The organism is Novosphingobium sp. SG720, assembly GCF_012275365.1.
GTDB lineage: Bacteria > Pseudomonadota > Alphaproteobacteria > Sphingomonadales > Sphingomonadaceae > Novosphingobium > Novosphingobium rhizosphaerae.
The window spans coordinates 659061-681010 of sequence record NZ_JAAZQN010000001.1 but is presented as its reverse complement, the minus strand read 5'-3'; the positions used below and the strand labels follow the sequence as shown (position 1 = coordinate 681010).

The 21950-nt window shown below is 67.4% G+C and carries 25 protein-coding genes; 8 read left to right on the top strand and 17 right to left on the bottom strand.

Going from position 1 to position 21950, the window contains the following annotated elements:
• Positions 1–30: 30 nt before the first annotated feature.
• The 3 genes from FHW94_RS03180 to FHW94_RS03170 are packed head-to-tail and all read left to right on the top strand — an operon-like array spanning position 31 to position 6850.
• Positions 31–3444, top strand: coding sequence for a transglutaminase family protein (locus FHW94_RS03180; protein ID WP_168554311.1), 3414 nt, complete (start codon positions 31–33; stop codon positions 3442–3444).
• A gap of 5 nt (positions 3445–3449) precedes the next feature.
• Complete coding sequence (locus FHW94_RS03175) at positions 3450–5960, top strand: circularly permuted type 2 ATP-grasp protein (RefSeq protein ID WP_349237426.1); 2511 nt, start codon at positions 3450–3452, stop codon at positions 5958–5960.
• Positions 5957–6850: a transglutaminase family protein gene (locus FHW94_RS03170; protein WP_168554310.1), complete on the top strand. Its 894-nt coding sequence runs from the start codon at positions 5957–5959 to the stop codon at positions 6848–6850. Before FHW94_RS03175 ends, FHW94_RS03170 begins: the two co-directional genes overlap by 4 nt.
• A 32-nt stretch (positions 6851–6882) precedes the next feature.
• Here FHW94_RS03170 and leuD read toward each other — a convergent pair whose 3' ends face one another.
• The 5 genes from leuD to FHW94_RS03145 all read right to left on the bottom strand — a co-directional run bounded on the left by leuD (position 6883) and on the right by FHW94_RS03145 (position 10194).
• Positions 6883–7485: a 3-isopropylmalate dehydratase small subunit gene (leuD, locus tag FHW94_RS03165; protein WP_168554309.1), complete on the bottom strand. Its 603-nt coding sequence runs from the start codon at positions 7483–7485 to the stop codon at positions 6883–6885.
• A gap of 66 nt (positions 7486–7551) precedes the next feature.
• Positions 7552–7716 carry an isopropylmalate isomerase gene (locus FHW94_RS03160; RefSeq protein ID WP_248290243.1) on the bottom strand — a complete coding sequence of 55 codons (165 nt, stop codon included), beginning with the start codon at positions 7714–7716 and terminating at the stop codon, positions 7552–7554.
• 57 nt (positions 7717–7773) lie between these two features.
• The gene (locus tag FHW94_RS03155; RefSeq protein ID WP_349237425.1) at positions 7774–8241 is read right to left on the bottom strand and encodes a DNA-deoxyinosine glycosylase; all 468 of its coding nucleotides are present in this window, start codon (positions 8239–8241) and stop codon (positions 7774–7776) included.
• Positions 8242–8270: 29 nt separating this feature from the next.
• On the bottom strand, positions 8271–9701 hold the full coding sequence (gene leuC, locus FHW94_RS03150) for a 3-isopropylmalate dehydratase large subunit (protein ID WP_168555429.1): 1431 nt from the start codon (positions 9699–9701) through the stop codon (positions 8271–8273).
• Between the two features lie 106 nt (positions 9702–9807).
• A complete protein-coding gene (locus FHW94_RS03145; RefSeq protein WP_168554308.1) occupies positions 9808–10194 on the bottom strand; it encodes a hypothetical protein in 387 nt (128 codons plus the stop codon).
• 168 nt (positions 10195–10362) lie between these two features.
• Between FHW94_RS03145 and FHW94_RS03140 the strand changes: the two genes are divergently transcribed.
• Positions 10363–10878, top strand: coding sequence for a sterol desaturase family protein (locus FHW94_RS03140; protein WP_168554307.1), 516 nt, complete (start codon positions 10363–10365; stop codon positions 10876–10878).
• A gap of 3 nt (positions 10879–10881) precedes the next feature.
• Here the strand turns inward: FHW94_RS03140 and FHW94_RS03135 are convergent, their stop codons facing one another.
• Genes FHW94_RS03135 through FHW94_RS03090 form a run of 10 tightly spaced genes read right to left on the bottom strand, consistent with a single transcriptional unit; the run spans position 10882 to position 15082 of the window.
• A complete protein-coding gene (locus FHW94_RS03135) occupies positions 10882–11679 on the bottom strand; it encodes an MOSC N-terminal beta barrel domain-containing protein (protein WP_168554306.1) in 798 nt (265 codons plus the stop codon).
• A gap of 8 nt (positions 11680–11687) precedes the next feature.
• Positions 11688–12041, bottom strand: coding sequence for a YbaN family protein (locus tag FHW94_RS03130; protein WP_168554305.1), 354 nt, complete (start codon positions 12039–12041; stop codon positions 11688–11690).
• A 6-nt stretch (positions 12042–12047) separates the two neighbouring features.
• Positions 12048–12461, bottom strand: a complete 414-nt coding sequence (locus tag FHW94_RS03125; RefSeq protein ID WP_168554304.1) for a SufE family protein — start codon at positions 12459–12461, stop codon at positions 12048–12050.
• 50 nt (positions 12462–12511) lie between these two features.
• Complete coding sequence (locus FHW94_RS03120) at positions 12512–12751, bottom strand: hypothetical protein (protein WP_168554303.1); 240 nt, start codon at positions 12749–12751, stop codon at positions 12512–12514.
• A gap of 38 nt (positions 12752–12789) precedes the next feature.
• Positions 12790–13044 carry a hypothetical protein gene (locus FHW94_RS03115; protein ID WP_168553769.1) on the bottom strand — a complete coding sequence of 85 codons (255 nt, stop codon included), beginning with the start codon at positions 13042–13044 and terminating at the stop codon, positions 12790–12792.
• Entirely contained in the window at positions 13041–13331 is a 291-nt protein-coding gene (locus tag FHW94_RS03110; RefSeq protein ID WP_168554302.1) for a hypothetical protein, read from the bottom strand. The genes FHW94_RS03115 and FHW94_RS03110 overlap by 4 nt, the downstream gene beginning before the upstream one ends.
• 44 nt (positions 13332–13375) lie before the next feature.
• Positions 13376–13753 carry an envelope stress response membrane protein PspC gene (gene pspC, locus FHW94_RS03105; RefSeq protein ID WP_168554301.1) on the bottom strand — a complete coding sequence of 126 codons (378 nt, stop codon included), beginning with the start codon at positions 13751–13753 and terminating at the stop codon, positions 13376–13378.
• Positions 13750–14052 (bottom strand): envelope stress response membrane protein PspB, encoded by a 303-nt coding sequence (gene pspB, locus FHW94_RS03100; RefSeq protein ID WP_168554300.1) that lies wholly within the window; start codon positions 14050–14052, stop codon positions 13750–13752. Before pspB ends, pspC begins: the two co-directional genes overlap by 4 nt.
• 5 nt (positions 14053–14057) lie before the next feature.
• Positions 14058–14885: a phage shock protein PspA gene (gene pspA / locus FHW94_RS03095; RefSeq protein ID WP_168554299.1), complete on the bottom strand. Its 828-nt coding sequence runs from the start codon at positions 14883–14885 to the stop codon at positions 14058–14060.
• On the bottom strand, positions 14882–15082 hold the full coding sequence (locus tag FHW94_RS03090; protein ID WP_168554298.1) for a hypothetical protein: 201 nt from the start codon (positions 15080–15082) through the stop codon (positions 14882–14884). The genes pspA and FHW94_RS03090 overlap by 4 nt, the downstream gene beginning before the upstream one ends.
• A gap of 148 nt (positions 15083–15230) precedes the next feature.
• On the opposite strand from FHW94_RS03090, the gene pspF reads away from it, so the two are divergent.
• Positions 15231–16271 carry a phage shock protein operon transcriptional activator gene (gene pspF, locus FHW94_RS03085; protein ID WP_168555428.1) on the top strand — a complete coding sequence of 347 codons (1041 nt, stop codon included), beginning with the start codon at positions 15231–15233 and terminating at the stop codon, positions 16269–16271.
• Positions 16272–16413: 142 nt separating this feature from the next.
• Complete coding sequence (gene recF, locus FHW94_RS03080; protein ID WP_168554297.1) at positions 16414–17487, top strand: DNA replication/repair protein RecF; 1074 nt, start codon at positions 16414–16416, stop codon at positions 17485–17487.
• Between the two features lie 4 nt (positions 17488–17491).
• Here the strand turns inward: recF and FHW94_RS03075 are convergent, their stop codons facing one another.
• Positions 17492–18187 (bottom strand): arylesterase, encoded by a 696-nt coding sequence (locus FHW94_RS03075; RefSeq protein ID WP_168554296.1) that lies wholly within the window; start codon positions 18185–18187, stop codon positions 17492–17494.
• An 87-nt stretch (positions 18188–18274) separates the two neighbouring features.
• On the opposite strand from FHW94_RS03075, the gene FHW94_RS03070 reads away from it, so the two are divergent.
• Positions 18275–18964: an ATP-binding cassette domain-containing protein gene (locus tag FHW94_RS03070; protein WP_168554295.1), complete on the top strand. Its 690-nt coding sequence runs from the start codon at positions 18275–18277 to the stop codon at positions 18962–18964.
• Positions 18961–21516, top strand: a complete 2556-nt coding sequence (locus FHW94_RS03065; RefSeq protein WP_168554294.1) for an FtsX-like permease family protein — start codon at positions 18961–18963, stop codon at positions 21514–21516. The genes FHW94_RS03070 and FHW94_RS03065 overlap by 4 nt, the downstream gene beginning before the upstream one ends.
• Here the strand turns inward: FHW94_RS03065 and FHW94_RS03060 are convergent, their stop codons facing one another.
• Positions 21517–21933, bottom strand: a complete 417-nt coding sequence (locus tag FHW94_RS03060; RefSeq protein WP_168554293.1) for a DUF805 domain-containing protein — start codon at positions 21931–21933, stop codon at positions 21517–21519.
• Positions 21934–21950 lie beyond the last annotated feature (17 nt).

Here is a 21950-nt window from a genome sequence, read left to right as displayed (position 1 = left end):
GCAGCATGAATTGGGGCACCCTCCCGTCTTATGATCAAGGCGGGCCTCCATCACCTCACGCGCTATACCTATTCCAAGCCGGTTCGATTGGGCCCGCAGGTGATCCGATTGCGGCCGGCGGCGCATAGCCGCACTGCCGTGCCGAACTATTCGCTGAAGATCAGCCCGGCCAATCACTTCATCAACTGGCAGCAGGACCCTTATGGCAACTGGCTGGCGCGGGTGGTTTTTCCCGATCCGATCGATCACTTCGAAATCTCGGTCGACCTGCTTGCCGATCTGATGGTGATCAATCCGTTCGATTTCTTTGTCGAGGAATATGCCGAAACCTATCCCTTTGTTTATGCAGAGGAACTGAAAGCCGATCTGGCCGCCTGCTTTGAAACCGAAGCGCAAGGCCCGCTGTTCGATGAATTGCTGGCGCGCTTTACCGGCCACGAGGGGCGCACGATCGACTTCCTGGTGGCGATCAACCAGGCGGTCAACCAGGCGGTCGGCTATGTCATCCGCATGGAGCCGGGCGTGCAAAGCCCTGAGGAAACGCTCGACGTGGGCAGCGGATCGTGCCGCGATTCGGCCTGGCTCCTGGTGCATCTGCTACGCCGCCTGGGCTTTGCCGCGCGTTTCGTCTCGGGCTATTCGATCCAGCTGACGCCCGATGTCGTCGCGGTGGATGGCCCGGCCGGCGTGGCGCAGGACGTGTGCGACCTGCATGCCTGGACCGAAGTCTATCTGCCGGGCGCGGGCTGGATCGGACTGGACGCCACCTGGGGACTGTTTGCTGGCGAAGGACACATCCCGCTCTGCGCCACGCCGCACTATCGCTCCGCCGCGCCGATCGAAGGTGTGGTGCTGGAACCGGTGCATTCCGATTTCCATTTCGAAATGCAGGTTTCGCGCATTGCCGAAGCGGTGCGCATCACCAAGCCGTTCACCGATGCGCGCTGGGACGCGCTCGATGCGCTGGGCCAGCAAGTCGATGCCGACCTTGCCAACCAGGACGTGCGCCTGACGATCGGCGGCGAACCCACGTTCGTGGCCGATGGCGATTTCGAGGCGCCCGAATGGAACAGCAGCGCGGTGGGGCCCACCAAGGCCTGGTACGCCGACCGGCTCATCCGCAAGCTGCGCGATCACTTTGCGCCGGGATCGCTGCTGCACCACGGCCAGGGCAAGTGGTATCCGGGCGAAAGCCTGCCGCGCTGGGGCTATTCGATCTATTGGCGCAAGGACGGCGTGCCGATCTGGCGCGATGAAAGCCTGATCGCCGGCGATCGCCCGCCCGATGACAGCGTCACCGGCGTGGATGCCGACGACGCCGCGCTGTTCCTGCGCGAGACGGCCGCCGTGCTGGGCGTGGCGCCCGAGAATGTCGCCCCGGTCTACGAAGACGCGCTGGAATGGATCGTGCGCGAGGCGGACCTGCCCGAAAACACCGAGCCCACCGATCCCAAGCTGGACGATCCCGAAGTGCGCCAGCGCTTTGTCCGCACGTTCCAGCGCGGGCTGACCAAGCCGGTGGGGCATGTCCTGCCGATCCAGCGGCAACAGCCCTGGCAGGCGCGCCGCGCCCATGCCGCCGGCCACTGGTATTCGGAAAAGTGGAAGCTGCGCCGCGGCGCGCTGTTTGCCGTGCCGGGCGACAGCGCGCTGGGCTATCGCCTGCCGCTCAATTCGCTGCCCTACGTGCCGCCCTCGGCCTATCCCTATATTCACCCACGCGACACGGCCGAGCCACGCGAAGCGCTGGCCGATTTCCGCGCGCAAGTGGTGGAACGCGCGGTGCAGACGCGCGACGCGCTCACGCCCGGCGAGATGTCCCACGAGGATCGCAGCCGCGAGGCGCGGGCGCAGGGGCATGAGCGGCACAGTGCCGACCCAGTGCGGCAGAGCCGCGTGGAACAGACCATCGCCATCGAAGGCGCGGTGCGCACGGCGATCACCGTGGAGCCGCGCGGCGATCACTTGTGCGTGTTCATCCCACCGGTCGAAACGCTGGAAGACTATCTCGACCTGATTGCCAGCGTGGAAGCCGTGGCCGAGGAAACCCGCCTGCCGGTGCGCATCGAAGGCTATCCCCCACCGCCCGACCCGCGGCTGATGGTGCTCAAAGTCACGCCCGATCCCGGCGTGATCGAAGTGAACATCCAGCCTGCCGGCTCATGGGCGGAATCGGTGGACATCACCGAAACGCTTTATCGCTGCGCCCGCGAAATTGGGCTGACGGCCGACAAGTTCATGGTCGATGGCCGCGCCATCGGCACCGGCGGGGGCAACCACATCGTGCTGGGCGGGCCGACCTTGCTGGATAGCCCGTTCATCCGCCGGCCCGATCTGCTCAAGTCGTTCGTGATCTATTGGCAGCGCCATCCCAGCCTGTCCTATCTGTTTTCCGGCATGTTCATCGGCCCCACCTGCCAGGCGCCGCGCATCGACGAAGCGCGGCACGACGGGCTTTACGAGCTGGAAATCGCGCTATCGCAAGTGCCCGGCCCGGATCAGCCCCAGCCGCTCGCCTGGGTGGTCGATCGCCTGTTCCGCAACTTGCTGGTAGACGTGACGGGCAATACCCACCGCACCGAAATCTGCATCGACAAGCTGTTTTCGCCCGATGGTCCCACCGGGCGGCTGGGCCTGGTCGAGTTTCGCGGGTTCGAGATGCCGCCGGATGCGCGCATGTCGCTCGCCCAGCAATTGCTGCTGCGCGCGCTATGTGCCTGGTTCTGGCGCCAGCCGGTGGATGGCCCGCTGGTGCGCTGGGGCACGCAGTTGCACGACAAGTTCATGCTGCCGCATTTCGTGTGGACCGATTTCCTCGATGTGCTGGCCGATCTGCGCGGCGCAGGCTATGATTTCGATCCCGTGTGGTTCGAAGCGCAGCGCCAGTTCCGCTTCCCCGTACACGGCGCGGTGGAAGGGGGCGGCGTGCACCTGGAAGTGAGCCATGCGCTCGAACCCTGGAACGTGCTGGGCGAAACCGGCGCGATCGGCGGCACCGTGCGCTATGTCGACAGTTCGACCGAGCGGTTGCAAGTGCGCGCGGCCGGCCTCGTGCCGGGCCGCCACGTAATCACCTGCAACGGGCGCCGCGTGCCCTTGAGCTATACCGGCACGCCCGGCGAAGCGGTGGGCGGCGTGCGCTACAAGGCCTGGCTGCCGGCCAATTGCATGCATCCGATGCTGCCGCCCCATGCGCCGCTCACGTTCGATATCTTCGATACCTGGAGCCAGCGCTCGCTGGGGGGCTGCGTCTATCATGTGGCCCATCCGGGGGGGCGCAATTACGATTCGGTGCCGATCAACGGCTATGAAGCCGAAGCGCGGCGGCGCGCACGGTTTCAGGACCATGGCCATTCGCCCGGCCCCCTGCCGGTGCCGCCGGCCGAAATGCCTGGGGAATTCCCGATGACGCTCGACCTGCGCCGCCCCGCCGGGCTGGCCTGACCACGGTGGCCACCCTGCCCGAAACCCCGCCATCGCCGGCGGGCCGGCGCCCGCCCGTGGGGCTGGCCGGCTATCCGGTGGATGTGGGTGCGGGCGATCTCTATCGCCATGCGGCGCCCGATGTGGCCCAGGCCTGGCAGCAGGCGGCGCAAGGGCTGATGGCCCTGCGCGAGGAAGCCGGCGTCGCGGTGCAGGAACTGGTCGGCCGCCAGATCCTCGATCTGGGCATGTCGTTCCGCCTGACCGGCGAGGACGAGGAGCGCGACTGGCCGCTTTCGCCCATGCCGCTGATCGTCGGCGCCCAGGAATGGACCCAGGTGGAACGCGGCCTGGTGCAACGCGCCCGCCTGCTCGAAGCCGTGGTGGAAGACATCTATGGCGAAGGGCGCCTGGTGGCCGATGGCCATCTGCCTGCCGCGCTCATTGCCGGCAGCCGCTATTTCGCCCGATCGATGGTGGGCGTGGGCCCACGCAGCGGCCCGCATATCCACGTCTATGCGGTAGACCTGGCGCGCGGCCCGCGCGGGCAGTGGCGCGTGCTGGGCGATCGCCTGCGCCTGGCCAACGGCATCGGCTATGCCCTGGAAAACCGCCTGGCGCTTTCGCGCGTGACCGGCAGCCTGCTCACCGACATGCGCGCGCGCCGCGTGGCCCAGTTCTTTTCCGACCTGCGCGGCGGCATCGCCCGCGAATGCCAGCGCGAAAACCCGCGCATCGCCCTGCTCACGCCCGGCCGCTTCAACCAGTCCTATCCCGAACAGGCCCATCTCGCGCGCTACCTGGGCTTCCCCCTGGTCGAAGGCCGCGACCTGACGGTGAGCGACGACCGGCTCTATGTGCGCACCATCGCCGGGCCCAAGCGGGTGGACGCGCTGTGGCGCTGGATCGACACCAACGCGCTCGATCCGCTGCGCTTTGATGCGCGATCGGCAATCGGCGTGCCCGACCTGTTCGAGGCGCTGGACCGTGGCGGCGTGACCCTGGCAAACTGGCCGGGGGCCGAAGTGCTGGAAGCGCCGGCCTTTGCCGCGTTCATGCCGCGCCTGTTCTCGGCCCTGCTGGGCGAAGAGCCCATCCTGCCCAACGTCGCCACCTGGTGGTGCGGCCAACCCCGCGAAGCGCAGGACGTCGCCGCGCGGCTTGACCAGTTGATGATCACCCCGGCGTTCGGGGTGGAAGTGGCCGGCCTGCCCCAGGGCCGCCCCGTGGCCGGGCGCAGCCTGAGCCCCGCGCAACGCCGAGCCTTGCTCGCTGCGATGGAGCGCCGCCCGGTGGACTATTGCGGCCAGGAAATCGTTACTCTTTCCACCACGCCGGCGCTGATCGACGAAGCGTTCGTGCCGCGCGCCTTTACCGTGCGCGCTTTCCTGGCGCGCAATGCGGCAGGGGAATGGAGCGTCATGCCCGGCGGCTTTGCCCGCCTGTCCTCGTCGGGCGAAATGGTCACGACGATGATGGGCGAAGGCGATATTTCCGCCGATGTCTGCGTGGTGGACACCGCGGTTGATGTCGCCACGGTCAGCGCCACGCCTTCGGTACTGGGCGCCCCGCCGGCGGTGCGACGCGGCGGGGGCATCCTGGCGAGCCAGGCGGCCGACAATCTGTTCTGGTTCGGCCGCTATATGGAGCGTGCGGAAACCACCGTGCGCGTGGTGCGCGCCGTACTTGGCAGTTCGATCGAAGTGGACGCGGCCGCCGGGCATAATCCCGAGGTGATCGCGCGGCTGGTAGACCTGATGGTAAGCTGGGGCGCAATCGAGCGCGAAGATGCCGGGTTGGGCGTGCCCCAAGCCTGCCGCGCGGCTTTGGCCGACACGGCGATGAACGGTTCGGTCGGCGCGCTGTTTGCCGCGATCCGCGCCACGGCGCTGACTCTGCGCGATCGCTTCACCACCGATTTCTGGCGCATCGCCAGCCGCCCACTGCCGCCGATGGACGGCCACCGCCCCGGCGCGCTGTTGCGGGCCGCGCGCGAATTGATCGAGCGCCTGTCCGCGCTGTCCGGCCTGCTGGCGGAAAACTTCACGCTGGGCCCATCGCGCCATTTCCTCGACATGGGCCGCCGCCTGGAACGCGCAGTGGCGCTATGCCAGACGCTGCGGGCGCTGTCTGCGCAGATCGAGACACCCGAAGCGCTGGGCGTATTGCTCGACCTGTCGGACAGCCAGATCACCTATCGCGCGCGCTATCTGGCCGCGCCCAGCACGGCGCCGGTGCTCGACCTGCTGCTGCTCGACCCCACCAATCCGCGCTCGCTGGCGTTTCAGGCGCAGACCCTGGTCGGCCATATCGAAGCGCTGCCTTCGCTGGGCGAAGACAACCTGCCCGAAGCCCCGCTGTTGGAAGCGCGTGCCATCCTGGCGCCCTTGTCCAGCTTGCCCGTGGCCAGCTGGAACCTCGCGCGGCTGGCTGATGTGGAGCAGCGGCTGCTGACCCTGTCCGACACGATATCCACCCGCTATTTCCTGCAATTCGAAAAGGCCGGAAACCCGGCCGGTGGCAGCCTGCTCGCGTGATCTACGATATTCGCCATCAAACACGCGTCGATTACGACGCGCCTGTCCGCCTCGCCCGGTTCAACTTGCGCCTGCGTCCCGCGCCCTGGCCCACGCAATCGGTCAGCCAGTTCCGCCTCTCCGTCTCGCCGCAACCGTGGACCATGGAAGAGGAAGCCGGACCCTTCCTGGTCAACCGCAGCCGCCTGTTCATTCGCGAGCCGCTCGATCGGCTGGACGTGGACAGCACGTTCCGCGTGGAAGTGACCCCGGCTGCGGCCGACCCGGCCGAGGCGGTCACGCCCAGCGTGGCAGAGATCGGTGCCTGCGCCGCCGCGCATCGCGACCTTTCGGCGCTGGGCCCAGCGAGCTATATCTATCCGTCGGCCATGACGCCGCTTTCCCCCGAGATCGTTGGCTGGGCCGGCAGTATCCTGGCGGGCAAGCGCAGCGTGATGGACGCAGGCCTTGCGCTGATGCACGCCATCCACGACGAATTCACCTATGATGGCACCGCGACCACGGCCGACACCCCGCCTGCGGAAGCCTTTCGCGCCCGCCATGGGGTGTGCCAAGATTTTGCCCATGTGATGATCGTGGCGGCGCGCGGGCATGGCCTGCCCGCCGCCTATGTCAGCGGCTATTTGCGCACCCTGCCCCCGCCCGGCCAGCCCCGCCTGGTGGGTGCCGACGCCACCCACGCCTGGGCCGCGCTGTGGTGCGGCAACGAATTGGGCTGGGTCGGGTTCGATCCCACCAACGCGGTGCTCGCTTCGACCGACCACGTGTTCACGGCCATGGGGCGCGACTATGCCGATGTCGCGCCGATGGATGGCGTGTTCCATGGTGGAGGCGGCCAGCGCCTGCGAGTTTGCGTCGATGTGGCCCCGGTGGAGGAGCCAGTCGACTGATGGCCCGCGCGCGCTTGCGGCGCGGCTAACCCTTAGGCAGGGACGCCAGTGCCCTGGGCCAGGAACGGCCGCGCATCGGCCACTTGCGCTTCGAACGCACCGATTGCGTCGCCACGCGCTAGGGTCAGGCCCACTTCGTCGAGGCCGTTGAGCAGGCAATGCTTGCGGAACGCGTCGATCTCGAACGCAAAGCGATCCTGGAACGGCGTAGTCACGGTCTGCGCGTCGAGATCGATGGAGATCGGGTCGGTCTGCGCCACTTCGAGCAGGCGATCGACCTGTTCCTGCGGCATCACCACGGTAAGGATGCCGTTCTTGAAGGCGTTGCCGGAAAAGATGTCGGAAAACGACGGCGCGATCACCGCCTTGATGCCCAGGTCGAGCAGCGCCCAGGCGGCATGCTCGCGGCTGGAACCGCAACCGAAGTTGTCGCCCGCGATCAGGATCGGCGATCCCTTGAAGGTTTCGCTGTCGAACAGGTTGTCGGGATCGGCACGCAGCGATTCGAAGGCGCCACGGCCCAGCCCCTCGCGACTGATCGTCTTGAGCCACTTGGCCGGGATGATCACGTCGGTGTCGATGTTCTTGCGGCCGAACGGAATGGCGCGGCCTTCGATGTGGTTTACCGGTTCCATGCCCCCGCTATAGCCGCCGCCGCGCCCGGCGCAACGGCGGAAATAGCGTGTCGGGCAAGGCTGCGCTCAATCGGTTTCGGGATTGTCGCCCAGCGGAGATTCCTTGGCCGGCTTGTTGGCCCGGTCCTTGCGACGGTTGCTATAGAGCAGCGCGGCTGCGAGCGCCGCCGAACCGACCGCTGCAGCCCCTGCCAGGACAGCCGTTCCGGCCCAGTTTTCCTTCTTGGACACGCCTTCCTCCTTGTTACGGGCCGCAAGAATTGGCCCGGTTGCCGCACAATGCAACGTTCAATCGAGGAATGTCTGAAGACAACTCCACGCCTGCTGCTTTTGCGCCAGTGTAACGGCACAATAGGCCGGGCTGCTTGACGGCAGTTGAATGAATGAAATGTCAGGCAAATCTGCCATTTGTGCGCGGCCATGGCGCGCGGCGGTGGCGCCGTTGAAACCGATCGCGCGCAAGGCCGGCAGCCTGGCGGCAAGCTGTGCCAGCGGCGCCAGTTGCGCTGCGCGGATCGCGGTATCGAGGCTGCCGGCGCGTGTCGCGCTCGCCACCGTGTCCCACAGGCCGATGCCGGCACGCAGCAGCGCGTCGAGCCGCGCGGGATAATCCAGCGGCACGAGATCCTGCCCGATCACGCCGCCGATCAGCCGCCAGAACTGGTTGGCAGGGTGGGCGTAATAGCGCTGCGCAGCGAGCGACGCCTCCCCCGGCAGGCTGCCGCAGACCAGCACGCGGGTCTGCGCATTGACCACCGGGGCAAAGGCGGACTTGCGAAAGTCGATCAGACCAGCTCGCGCACGTCCGTCAACCGGCCAGTAACGGCCGCGGCAGCCGCCATCGCCGGGCTGACCAGGTGGGTGCGCGCACCCGGCCCCTGGCGGCCGACGAAATTGCGGTTGGAGGTGGATGCGCAGCGCTCACCGGCGGGCACCTTGTCCGGGTTCATGCCCAGGCACGCCGAGCAGCCCGGCTCGCGCCATTCCAGGCCCGCGTCCTTGAAGATCACGTCCAGGCCTTCATCCTCGGCCATGGCCTTGACCAGGCCAGAGCCGGGCACGACGATCGCCCAGCGCACGTTGTCTGCCTTGTGACGGCCCTTCAGGACGGCGGCGGCGGCACGCAAGTCCTCGATCCGGCTGTTGGTGCAGCTGCCGATGAACACGTTCTGGATTTCCACCGAATTGAGCGCGGTACCCGGCTCCAGACCCATGTATTCCAGCGATTTGCGCGCGGCTTCCTGCTTGGAAGGATCGGCAAAGCTGTCGGGCGCGGGCACGCTGGCGGTGATCGGCAGCACGTCTTCGGGGCTGGTGCCCCAAGTGACCGAAGGCGCGATGTCCGCCGCATCGATCACCACGACCTTGTCGTACTGTGCATCCGCATCCGTCGCCAGGCTCTTCCACCAGGCCACGGCCGTGTCCCAGTCGGCGCCCTTGGGCGCATAGGGGCGGCCCTTCACATAAGCGAAGGTCTTTTCGTCGGGCGCGATCAGGCCGGCGCGGGCGCCATGCTCGATCGCCATGTTCGATACGGTCAGCCGTCCTTCGATCGACAGGTCGCGGATCACCGACCCGGTATATTCGATGACATAGCCAGTGCCACCCGATGCGCCGAGCACGCCGGTGATATGCAGCACCACGTCCTTGGCCGAAACGCCCGGTGCCAGCGTGCCGTTGACGCGCACTTCCATGGTCTTGCTGCGCTTGAGCAGCAGGGTCTGCGTGGCGAGCACGTGTTCCACTTCCGACGTGCCGATGCCAAAGGCCAGCGCACCCAGCCCGCCGTGGCAGGCGGTGTGGCTGTCACCGCACACGATCGTGGCGCCGGGCAGCGAAAAGCCCTGTTCCGGGCCGACGACGTGGACGATGCCCTGCGCGGCATCGGCATCGCCGATATAGCGGATGCCGAATTCGGGGGCATTGCGCTCCAGCATGGCCAACTGCTGCGCAGAGTCGGGATCGGCAATGGGAATGCGGTTGCCTGCGGCATCGCGGCGCGCGGTGGTGGGCAGATTGTGATCGGGCACCGCCAGCGTAAGATCGGGGCGGCGCACCTTGCGCCCGGCAAGGCGCAGGGCTTCGAACGCCTGCGGGCTCGTCACTTCGTGAACGAGATGGCGGTCGATATAGATCAGGCTCGTGCCATCGTCGCGGTTCTCCACAACGTGCGCGTCCCAGATCTTTTCGTAGAGCGTCTTGCCGGTGCTGGTCATGCTAGTGCGGTTAAGCATCGCCCCGGCGCATTTCAAGCACGAAAGGGCAAGAAAGGCCGGGGCGACATGTCATTTTCTATCTGAGGCCGCGCAAGGCGGCCTGCGATCACCAGCGATCGCGATCCCAGTCGGCGCGTTCCATATGCAGCTTCATGCGCACCACGTTCACGCGACGCGCCAGATCGTGCACGTCCTGGCGCGACAGGCCGTTGCGCGCGGCGATGCGATAGGCGCGCTGGATGCCATAGACATCGCGGCGCAGGCCATTGGCTTCACGGTACGAGATCGTGCGATTCTGCTGCGAACGATCAATGGCCATGCTCAGGCCGTCGATATCGCGGCGAATCGCGTCGTTGCGCTGGGGGTTCATCCACCCGCCATCGCCAGGGCCATGGTGCCAGCCACCCGGGGGCGGCGGCGGCATCTGGGCAAAGGCCGGCGCGGCAAGGCCCATGGTGGCGGGGATGAGAGCGGCGAGAATCAGCTTCTTCATGGCATGCACTCCTTCTTTGCGGGCGGCGTTCCTGGAACATTCCGCTGCAACGCCGCAGTTCTTGCAAAGTGATGCTGAACCAAACGCGAGCGCATCGTTCGGGTTGCAGCAAGAATGCACGATAAAACGCATCGCCCCCACGCGCGCAGAGCGCTATAGGGCAACCCCATGGACATCCTGCTTGCCATCGCCATCGTGCTGGCCGCCGCCGCCGCCATGGAACTGGTCGCCTGGGCCAGCCATAAATATATCATGCATGGCTTTGGCTGGGCCTGGCACCGCGATCATCACGAACCGCACGATGGCTTTCTGGAAAAGAACGACCTCTATGCCGTGGTCGGCGCAGCGATCTCGATCTCGATGTTCGCCGTGGGCAGCCCGCTGGTTCTGGGTGCGCATGCCTGGTGGCCGGGCACGTGGATCGGCCTGGGGGTGCTGGTCTACGGCTTGATCTACACGTTCATCCACGATGGCCTGGTGCACCAACGCTGGTTCCGCTGGGTGCCCAAGCGCGGGTACGCCAAGCGACTGGTCCAGGCGCACAAGCTGCACCACGCCACCATCGGCAAGGAAGGCGGCGTCAGCTTCGGCTTTGTCGTCGCGCGCGATCCGGCGGTGTTGAAGCAGGAACTGAAAGCCCAGCGCGCGGCGGGGATTGCCGTGCTGCGCGAGGCGGTGGAATAGGCCTCAGGCCAGTTCCACCAGAGTCCCCACAGCCACCTCGCCCACTCCATCGGGAATGGCATTCACCCCGAAGATCGGCTGGCGCTGCCATAGCCGGCCCATCTTGCGCAGAGTGGCGAGCGGCTCGCGCCCTTCGCTTTCGCCGGTTTCGGGGTCTTGCGTGGTGATCACGCAGCGCGTGCATGGCTTGACCAGGCGCAGCGTGAGCGTCCCGATGCGCAAGCGGGTCCAGCCATCCTCGGCAAAGGCAGCGGGTGCCCCGGCGATCACCAGGTTGGGACGAAAGCGCGCCATGGCGATGGGGGCGGGCAATTGCGCGTTGACCGCGTCGAGCGATTCCTGGGTCGTGACCAGCAGCGGAAATCCATCGGCAAAACCGACGGTATCGCCCGGACGGCCATAAGCGGGATCGACCCCGCGCACCACATCCTCGCCCATGTGGACCAAGTGCACCGGCCGGCCAAAGCGCGCCGAGAGCCAGTCGTGGGCGGCTGCATCGGCCGGTGTTGCCGCCACGCTGTCGCTCCACACTTTGACCTGGCGGCGCTCTCCGGTGGTCGGCACGGCAACCGACAGTGAGGACGCATCGGCATGGTGCAATATCACGCCGCCATCGTCATGCGGCTGCGCCCGCACCAGCGCCATGGCCGGCAATTCGCGGCGGGTGAGAAAGCGCCCCTCGGGCGTGACCATCATCCAGCGCCGGTCGTGGGACAGCCCCTGCAACGTCAGGTTGGCGCGTTCCATCGCCTGCCCGCCCATCGACTTGACCGGATAGCGATAGATGTGCGTGATCCTCATGGGGCGTCCTATTCCGCGCGGGTCCATATCCATGTGCCGCTCAGCACCATGACGCCGGCCGGGATCAGCACCCAGGGCCATCCGGCCGTAAAAGCCGTCGCCGCCACGCTCACCGCCATCGTCGCCAGCGCGGCTTTCTTGGCGCGGCGCGGAATGGCGCGGCGCGTGCGCCATTCGCGCAAGGGCGGCCCCCACTTGGGGTGATCGAGCAGGCGCTGCTCCCACGCGGGGTTGCCGCGGGCAAAGCAGAACACCGCCAGCAACAGAAACGGCACCGTGGGCAGCAGCGGAAGGAATGCCCCCACCATGCCCAACCCCACGAAGAACAGGCCCGCGCCGGTCCAGAGATGGCGGCGGACCATGCCGCCTCAGCCCGCCGAAGCCAGCCGCGCCGCGTGTTCGCGCACCAGCGCGATCATGTTCGGCAGCCCTTGCGTGCGGTTGGACGAAAGCTGGTTCTTGAGGTTGAAGGGTGCGAGCGCTTCGGCCACGTCCATCGCGGCCACTTCGGCGGCGGGACGGTCCTGCACCGCGGCCAGCACCAGGGCGATGATGCCCTTGGTGATCGCCGCGTTGCTGTCAGCCAGGAAATGCAGGCGGCCCGCTTCGCTTTCGGTGGGATAGACCCAGACCGCCGCCGAACAACCACGCACCAGCGTGGCATCGGTTTTCAGCGCATCGGGCATGGGCTCCAGCTCGCGCCCCAGTTCGATCAGCAGGCGATAGCGTTCGTCCCCATCGCTGAATTCATATTCTTCGAGAATGTCGGAAAGGGTGCGCATGGCCTTGGGCCTTAAAGCGGGAACCACCCCATCTCAACCCGCTTTTGACCTCACCGCTCGCGCAGCGATTCGATTTCGCGCGCCAGGTCGATCGAACCGCGCTGGTCGGTCAGGATGCGCTCGAGCACCTCGACGCGGTTGCGCAAGGCGGCCACTTCGCGGGCCAAGGCGACGTTTTCGGCCGGATCGCTTGCAGGGAATGCGGCCTGGCCGGTGCTGTGGCGGCGGTGGCGCAGGCTGGCCCAGGCCAGGATCGCCACGATGGCAACGAGAGTGGCTCCGAAACTCACGGCGGGATATCCTTGGCTGGGCCCTGGAAACAGGGTGGTCAGTTGAACTGCGGAAAGGCCGAGGGCTCGCGGCCCTGCATCATGCCTTCCAGCACGCGCACGCGCTGCTCGAGGCGGGCGGTCTGGGCGGCGTATTGCGCCGCCTGTTCGGCCGTGGCGCGGGTGGTCGCGATGATTTCGCGTTCGCGCTGGTCCATCCGGCGCGACCAGGCCTGCGCCGCCATCACCAGCCCGACCAGCAAGGTCGCAAGCGTGGCAAAGGCCAGCAGGACGATGGCACCGGCGGCGGTCATTGCAGCTTGTCCGAAACGCTGGCGCGTTCGCCGTCGGTTACGCGGTTGACATCGCGCAGCGCCTCGATCTGCAGCGCCACGTCATAGCCACCATCGGTGACAATGCGTTCCAGCACGCGCACGCGGTCTTCCAGCGCCTGGTTATGCGCCGCATACTGCGCAGCCTTTTCGGCGGTGGCATTGGCCTGGATTTCGGCCAGGCGACGGCTGTGCCGGGTCCAGATCGCAAGCCCTGCGATCATGAACGGGGCAAGCGGGATGAGCAGGGCAAGTGTTCCGTGATCCATGGCAGCAGTCCCCTTCGAAGTGCCGGGATGGGATGGTCAGGCGCTCAGCGCAGGCTTTCGATTTCCTGGGCCAGGCGCGGATTGCTGGAGACATAGAAGTGTTCGACCTCGGCCAGGCGGCGGTCGATGTCGCGCAAGCTGGCGCGCACTTCGCGGGCCGAGCGGGCGGGCGACTGGCGCACGCCCTGCCAGAACTTCTGCTCCTGCCGATCGACATAGAGCGCGGCCGGCTTCTTTTCGGCCAGGAAGCCCAGCCCGAAATAGACGATGGGCAGGAAACCCAGGCCGCACAGCGTGCCGACGATGACCGCCAGGCGCACCCACAGCACGTCTACCCCGGTGTAGTCGGCAATGCCGGCGCACACGCCCATGAACTTGCCATTGGCCTTGTCACGATAGAAACGGGTACGGGTAGCGGTCATTTCACGGTCCCCTTGGTTTGCGCCATCAGCCGATCGAGTTCGGAGAGATCGTCATGGTGGCTTTCACGTGCCTCGCCCAGGCGGGCCGGGCGAAATTGCGGATTTTCGGCGGCCACCAGGCGCTCCACCGTGTCCATCCGCTCTTCCAGGCGGCGGGCGAGGCGATAGAGTTCTTCCAGCAACTGCTCGTCGCCGCTGGTCAGCGTGGAGGCGGTCTTCCACTTCGTCATGTAGTGCAGCACGATCCACGGCAGCGCGACGAACAGCGTAACAAGGGCAAAAAACGGGGTCAGGTCCATGGCGATCAGCCCTCCTTGCCCATGGCGCGCTTCATCGCGGCCAATTCTTCGTCGATCTTGTCCTGGCCGGCCAGGGCGGCGATTTCATCGGCCAGGCTTGGCGGGCCGCTTTCGGCAATGGTCAGCGCATCGGCGCGGCCTTCGGCATAGTCGACACGGCGTTCGAGCTGGTCGAAGCGGGCCAGCGCCTCGTCCACGCGCTCGCTGGTCATCAAGGTGCGCAGGCGCACGCGGTTTTCCGCGCTTTCCAGGCGGGCGGCAATCGCGGTCTGGCGGCTGCGGGCCTCGCGCAGGCGGGTCTGCAGCTTCTCGATGTCCTGCTCATAGGCGCGCATCGAATCGTCGAGCACCGCCACTTCACCGCGCAGCTGCTGTGCCATGTCGGCGGCCTTCTTGCGCTCGATCAGGGCGGCGCGGGCCAGGTCCTCGCGGTCCTTGGACAGGGCAAGCTGCGCCTTGTCGGCCCAATCGGCCTGGAGCCGGTCCAGCTTGGCCACGTGGCGCAGCATTTCCTTCTGATCGGCAATGGTGCGCGCGGCCGAGGCGCGGACTTCCACCAGCGTCTCTTCCATTTCCATGATGATCATGCGGATCATCTTTGCCGGATCATCGGCCTTGTCCAACAGGTCGTTGAAATTGGCGGCAATGATATCGCGCGTGCGCGAAAAGATGCCCATCAGGTTTGCTCCGTTGAAAAAGGGCCTTGCGGCGTTCGTATCACTTTGACCGCTGCCCTGCGAGGGGTGCTGCCGGGCTGCGCGCAACGCTTCGTCAAAGCGCGAAGAACCGCCGCCAGATGCAAAGGGCGGCACGGGTTCGAGAATGGAATTCATGCCAGGCCCCCCGTGATCGCGGCAACCGAGGTGGTCACGCCAGCATGGCCGGCAGGGCCTGCCTGCATGGCGCTTGCCATGCCGGGAAACTCGGGCATGTGGCGGGCCAGCACCACGGCGTTCATCGCCAGCATCGCGGCAATGCTGACCAGGGCGGCGCGGCCAAGACGGGTGGTGAAGAACGGGGCGGTGGTCATCGGGGATACTCCAGTGCGGTTGCCCCCTGTTCAGCAAGGCCCGTGCCAAACTGTGGAAATGGCGGATTTCCAGGCTTTTTCACAAAAACAGTGGCTGGGAATTTAGCGCATCTTGCCCAGGCTTGGGAAATTGTGCCAAATGTTGGTCATGGATCGCGAAGTGCAGTTCATCGGCCAATCAGGGGCCTTCCTCGATGCGGTGGAGCGTGCCAGCCGCGCCGCGCCCATGCGCCGCCCGGTGCTGGTGATCGGCGAACGCGGGACCGGCAAGGAACTGATCGCCGAACGGCTGCATCGCCTGTCCACGCGCTGGCAGGAACCGCTGGTCACGATGAACTGCGCGGCCCTGCCCGAAACCCTGATCGAGGCGGAATTGTTCGGGCATGAGGCGGGCGCCTTTACCGGCGCGACGCGCGCCCGGATCGGCCGCTTTGAAGAGGCGGACAAGGGCACCCTGTTTCTTGACGAGTTGGGCACGCTGTCCACCGGCGCGCAGGAACGCCTGTTGCGCGCGGTGGAATATGGCGAAGTCACGCGCATCGGTGCCAGCCGGCCGATCCGCGTGGACGTGCGCATCGTGGCTGCCACCAACGAAGACCTGCCCAGGATGGCCGCGCAAGGCCGCTTCCGCGCCGACCTGCTCGACCGGTTGAGCTTTGAGGTGATCACCCTGCCCCCGTTGCGCGTGCGCGATGGCGACGTGGCCGTGCTGGCCGATTATTTCGGGCGGCGCATGGCGGCCGAACTGCAGTGGGACACCTGGCCCGGCTTTGCCGCGCACGCCGCGGCGCAGATGGAAAGCTATGCCTGGCCAGGCAACGTGCGCGAATTGCGCAATGTGGTGGAGCGTGCGGTCTATCGCTGGGACGATCCCGACCGGCCGATCGGCCATGTCCAGTTCGATCCGTTCGACAGCCCGTGGAAACCCGCCGCGCCGATCAGCCCTCCTCGCGCCGTGCCGGCGGATGATTGCACCACGGTGCTGGAGCACGCCACCAACCGCGCCGATTTCGATACGATCCAGGACTTGCGCGCCGCGGTCGACGCACACGAACGCGCCATCCTGGAACACCACCTTGGCCGCAACCGCTATAACCAGCGCCAGACCGCCAAGGCCCTGGGCGTGACCTATGACCAGTTGCGCCACTGCCTGAAAAAGCACGGGCTGCTGGAGCGTGGGCAGGGGTGATGGTTGGCGTTGCTTCAGGTTTCCACCACCCCCAACCCCCTCCTCTGAAGAGGAGTGGGCTTTCCCTGCCGCGCTCCCCCTCCTCTTCAGAGGAGGGGGTTGGGGGGTGGTGCGATGCCTTGCGCCACGCCAGGCATCACCCATGCCGCTAACCCGCCTGACCCTGCGCGATTTCCGCAACCATTCCGCCACGCGGCTGGATGGCATGGCGGCGTTCAACGTGCTGGTGGGCGAAAACGGCGCGGGCAAGACCAACGTGCTGGAGGCGCTATCTCTGTTGGCGCCCGGCCGCGGCCTGCGCCGCGCCCAGCCAGCCGAAATGGCCGCACGGGCCGGCGACGGCAGCTTTGCCGTGGTGGCCGAGATGGAGCATGGCGAAGTGGTGCTGGGCACCCAGACCCAGCCCGCCACGCCGGGCCGGCGCCTGGTGCGGATCAATGGCGCGCAAGGGCCGGCGGCACGCCTGGCGGAATGGCTGTCGCTCACCTGGCTGACGCCGGCGATGGACCGGCTCTTTGCCGAAAGCGCGGGGAACCGCCGCCGCTTCCTCGATCGGCTGGTGCTGGCGCGCCTGCCCGGCCACGCCCAGGTCAGCGCCCGCTATGAAACGGCCCTGCGCGAACGCAACCGGCTGTTGACCGACGAGCGGGAGCCGGACCCGGCCTGGCTCGATGCGCTGGAGGCGCAACTGGCGGAAACCGGCGCTGCCATCGTTGCGGCTCGCGCAGACCTGGTGGCCGATCTGGGCCTGGTGCTCGAAACGCTGCCCGAGCAACCGTTTGCCCGCCCCACTTTGGCCTACGCCAGCGACGTGCCGAGCGACGAGGAAGCCCTGCGCGCCGCGCTGCGCCAAGGCCGCCGCCGCGACAAGGCCGCCGGGCGCACCCTTGTCGGCCCCCACCGCGATGATCTGGCCGTGCGCCTGGCCACCAAGGATGCGCCGGCTGCGGACTGCTCCACCGGGGAGCAGAAGGCGATGCTGATCGCCATCGTCCTTGCCCATGCCCAGCTCACCGCCGGCCCGCGACCGCGCCTGCTGCTGCTCGACGAGATCGCCGCCCACCTCGATCCGCTGCGCCGCGCCGCGCTTTACGAGCGGCTCGCCGCCTCGGGCGCGCAGGTGTGGATGACCGGCACCGAAGCGGCCCCCTTTGCCGAAATCGCCGGCCAGGCCGCGCTATGGCACGTGCACGACGGGGAAGTGGCACGCGGTTGAATTGCTACTTGCGCAAAGCCTTGGCCAAAGCCTGCGCAACCGCCGGTTCGGTTGCGGCCACGATCTTGTCCACGCCTTGCGCGTTGGGGTGAATGTGATCGGGCAATTGCAGGCCGGGCTGGCCGAAGATCGGCTGGAGAAAGAACGGCACCAGCGCCGCTTCATACTTTTTGGCCAGCGCCGGCCAGATCGGGTTGAACGCGGTGACGTATTCGGGGCCGAGGTTGGGGGCGGCCAGCATGCCGGTGAGCATGGCGGGAATGTTGCGACGCTTGAGTTCGGCCAGGATCGCATCGAGATTGGCACGCGTCTGCTCGGGCGGCAGGCCCCGCAACATGTCATTGCCGCCAAGCCCGACCAGAACCAGCGCCGGCTTTTGCGGCTGGTTGTCCAGGGTGAAAGCCAGCCGCTGCCGCGCGGCGGCGGTGGTGTCACCCGAAACCCCGGCATTGACCACCCGCGCCTTGATCCCTGCCGCGTTCAGCGCGGCTTCCAGCCGGGCCGGATAGCTCTGCCCCGCCTCCAGCTGATATCCAGCATAGAGGCTGTCGCCAAAGGCCAGGATGACCGGAGCATCGGCCGGCACCGGCGCAGCTGCCGCTGCGGCGGCGGGGCGTGTCTCCAGGGCGTCGGGCGCCTTTTCGCGCGAGCAACCGGCCAATGCGATCAGGGACAGGGCAACAACAACGGGCGCGCGCATCGGATTTCCCCAAAGTGCATGTCGGCCCCATGTCGTTGGTGGAATGGCCGGTTGCAAGGTGCATGCCCTCTATGCCACTCCCGCGCGGTGACAAGCCCTGCCCCGCTCATTTCCGCCCGCGCCCTCACGCTTTGCCTGGGCCGCGATGCCGCCCGCGTCGATATTCTCAAAGGTCTGGACCTGGACGTGATGGCCGGGGAAACCGTCGCATTGCTGGGGCCATCGGGTTCGGGCAAATCCTCGCTGCTCGCCGTATTGGCCGGGCTTGAGCGTGCGAGCAGCGGCGTGTTGTTCGTCGCCGGGGCGGATTTTTCGGCGCTGGATGAAGACGGCCTGGCCACCGCCCGGCGCGGACGCATCGGCATCGTGCTCCAGGCCTTTCACTTGCTGCCCACGATGACCGCGCGCGAAAACGTGGCAACGCCGATGGAACTGGCGGGCATGGCCGATGCCCTGCCGCGGGCCGAGGCGGAACTTGCCGCCGTGGGCCTGGCCCACCGGCTCGATCACTATCCCGGCCAGCTTTCCGGCGGAGAGCAGCAGCGCGTGGCGATTGCCCGCGCGCTGGCGCCGCGCCCGGCGCTGTTGTTTGCCGACGAACCCACCGGCAATCTCGACACCGCGACCGGCACCGCCGTGGCCGACCTGCTGTTTGCCCGCGCCGCCCAAGCCGGGGCCACGCTCTTGATGGTCACCCACGACGAGGCACTCGCCCAGCGTTGCGGCCGCATCCTGCGCCTGGCAGATGGCCGCATCGTGGCCGACGAAACGCGATGAACGCCGGCACTGCCACGCGCCTTGGCTGGAAGGGTGCATGGGCCCTGGCCCGGCGCGGGCTGGACTGGAAATTCCGGGGCCTGCGCATCCTGGTGATCTGCCTGGTGCTGGGCGTGGCGGCCTTGGCCGCGATCGGCACGCTGACCGATGCGGTGCGCGGCGAACTCGACCGCCGCGGCCAGGCGATGCTGGGCGCCGACGTGGAAGTGGAAGTGGCCGGGCGTCAGGCCTTTGCCGCAGAACGGGCCGCCTTTGCCCGTGCCGGCGCGCTGTCCGTCGGCGCGCGCATGCGGGCCATGGCGACGGTACCCGGCGCCGATGACACCGCCGTGCCGATCGAACTGAAGGCGGTGGACGCCGCCTGGCCGCTTTATGGCGCTTTCACCCTGGCCGATGGGCACACGGCCGGGACGCCGCCCGCCGATACCGCCTGGATTTCGCCCGGCGTGGCCGAGCGCCTGGGCGTCAACACCGGGGATCGCCTGCGCATCGGCCAGGCCACGTTCCGCATCGGCGGGGTGATCGGCGACGAACCCGATCGGCTGGGCGAAGGCTTTGCCCTGGGCCCCACGGTGATCATCAGCCGCGCCGGGCTCGATGCCACGGCCCTGGTGCAGCCGGGCGCAATGGTGCGGTGGAAATATCGCCTGCGCCTGCCCGAAACGGTGGCGCCACAGACCGTGGCCGACGTACTCACCCGCCAATTTCCCAGCGCCGGCCTGGAACTGCGCACGCGCGACAAGGCCTCGCCGGGGCTGGATCGCTTCGTGTCGCGCATGGGCCAGTTCCTGGCACTGGTGGCGCTGGCCGCGTTGCTCATCGCCGGCATCGGCATCGGCAATGGCGTCGCCTCCTATCTGGAAGCGCGGCGCGGGGCGATCGCCACGCTCAAGATCCTGGGTGCCACGGGCGCCGATGTGGCGCGGATCTATCTGCTGCAACTGGGGCTGGCCACCGCGCTGGCGATTGCCGTGGGCCTGGCCTTGGGCCTGGCGGCCACGCCGTTGATCGCCCTGGCGCTCAAGAGCCTGCTGCCAATCCCGGCAGGCGTGGTGCTTTCGCCGCGCGCGCTGGCCATGGCGGCGGGGCAAGGCTTGTTGATCGCTGCCACATTCGCCGCGCCACCTTTGCTGCGGGCCCGCGCCGTGCCGGCCATGGCGCTGATGCGCGCAGGGCTCTTGCCGCCGCGCGAAGGCTGGCGCACCCGCGCGCTGGCCATGGGCGCTGGGCTCGCGGCGATTGCCGCGATCGCCATCGTCGGCGCCGAACAACCCTGGCTCGCCGCCGGGTTCCTCGGCGCGGCGGGCGGCGTGCTTGCCCTGCTGGCGGCCTTGGGCTGGGGCATCGTGCGTCTGGCGAGCCACCTGCCGCGCCCGCGCCACCCCATCGCCCGCATGGCGCTCGCCAACCTCCACCGCCCCGGCGCGCAGACCGGCGCGCTGGTGACAGCCTTGGGCTTTGGCCTGGCCGCCTTCGTGCTCCTGGCCGGAGTGCAGACCAGCCTCGACGCGAATATCGCCGCCCGTGTGCCGCAGCGCGCGCCCGACTATTTCGTGCTCGACGTGCCGCCATCGGGCTTGCCCGCGTTCAACCGCGTGGTGCGTGGCGCAGCGCCGGTCGCGCGCATCCGCACCGTGCCGGCGATGCGCGGCGCCATCGTCGCGTTCGGCCCGGCCGACCACATGATCCGCGTTGCCGATCTTGCCCGCATTCCCGATGATGCCTGGGCGCTGCGCGGCGATCGCGGGCTGACCTTTGCCGATGCCCTGCCCGAAAGCAACGTGCTGACCGCAGGGCAATGGTGGCCCCGGGGCTATACCGGCGAACCGCTGGTTTCGGTGGACGAAAAGCTGGCCCAGGCCATTCATCTCAAGCTGGGCGACCGCATCACCGTCTCCCTGCTGGGGGTGGAACGCAGCGCACGCGTGGCTTCGTTCCGGCGCATCGATTGGGACAGCTATGGCTTCAACTACGTGCTGGTGTTCAGCCCCAATGCCTTGGCCGATGCTCCCTATAACCTCGCTGCCACGATCGAACTGGGCAAGGACCAGGGCAAGCCGGCGGTGTCGCGCGCCATCCTTTCGGGCCTGGTGCGCGCCTTGCCGTCCAGTTCCGTGATCGAAGTGGGGCCGGTGCTCTCGCAAGCGCGCAGCCTGCTGGGACAGATGGCCGTGGCGATCTTTGCCGCCGCCAGCGTGGCGATCCTGGCGGGCATGGCCGTGCTGGCCGGTGCGATCGCCGCCGCGCGGGCGCAGCGCCAATATGATGCCGTGGTCCTGCGCGTGCTGGGTGCGGGATCGGGCCAATTGCTGATGCTGGTTCTGGCCGAACAGGCGCTGCTGGCAGTGCTGCTGGCCGGCGTGGCACTGGCACTGGGCACCGCGGGCGCCTGGGCCGTGGTGACACAACTGTTCGAATTTGCCTGGCTGCCGGGCTGGGGCACGATCCTGGCCGTGCTCGGCGGGGCCTTGCTGCTGGTGCTGCTCATGGCGCTGGGCGGATCGCTGGCGGTGTTGCGCACGCGGCCCGCCCAGGCGCTCAGAGAATTGTAATTACTGAAAAACGTCGACTTCGTAGGGATTCTTTGGATCGGGGCCAAAGCGGTTGGATCCGCGCGTGCCGTCGAGGCAGGCGAACACGAACAGCGCGAACCAGCCCAGGATCGGCAGGAAAATCAGCAAGGCCCACCAGCCCGATCGATCGATATCGTGCAGGCGACGGATCCACACGGCCAGGCCCGGGATCAGGTTTACCAGCGCGAACAGCCCGGACAGCGCATCGCCCAGGCCATTGAGCTGCGTGTTCGCCCCCACATACCAGCCCATGGCGGTATAGGTGGTGCGACCGAACACGATCGCGATAGCCACGTTCACCAGGAACCCGAACAGGGTGAACATCCAGTATTCCTTGCGCCGCGAACGACCGGAAAACTCGAAATAGCGGCGATAGGGCAGCAGCATCCAGTACATCGGCTTTTCTCCCGGTA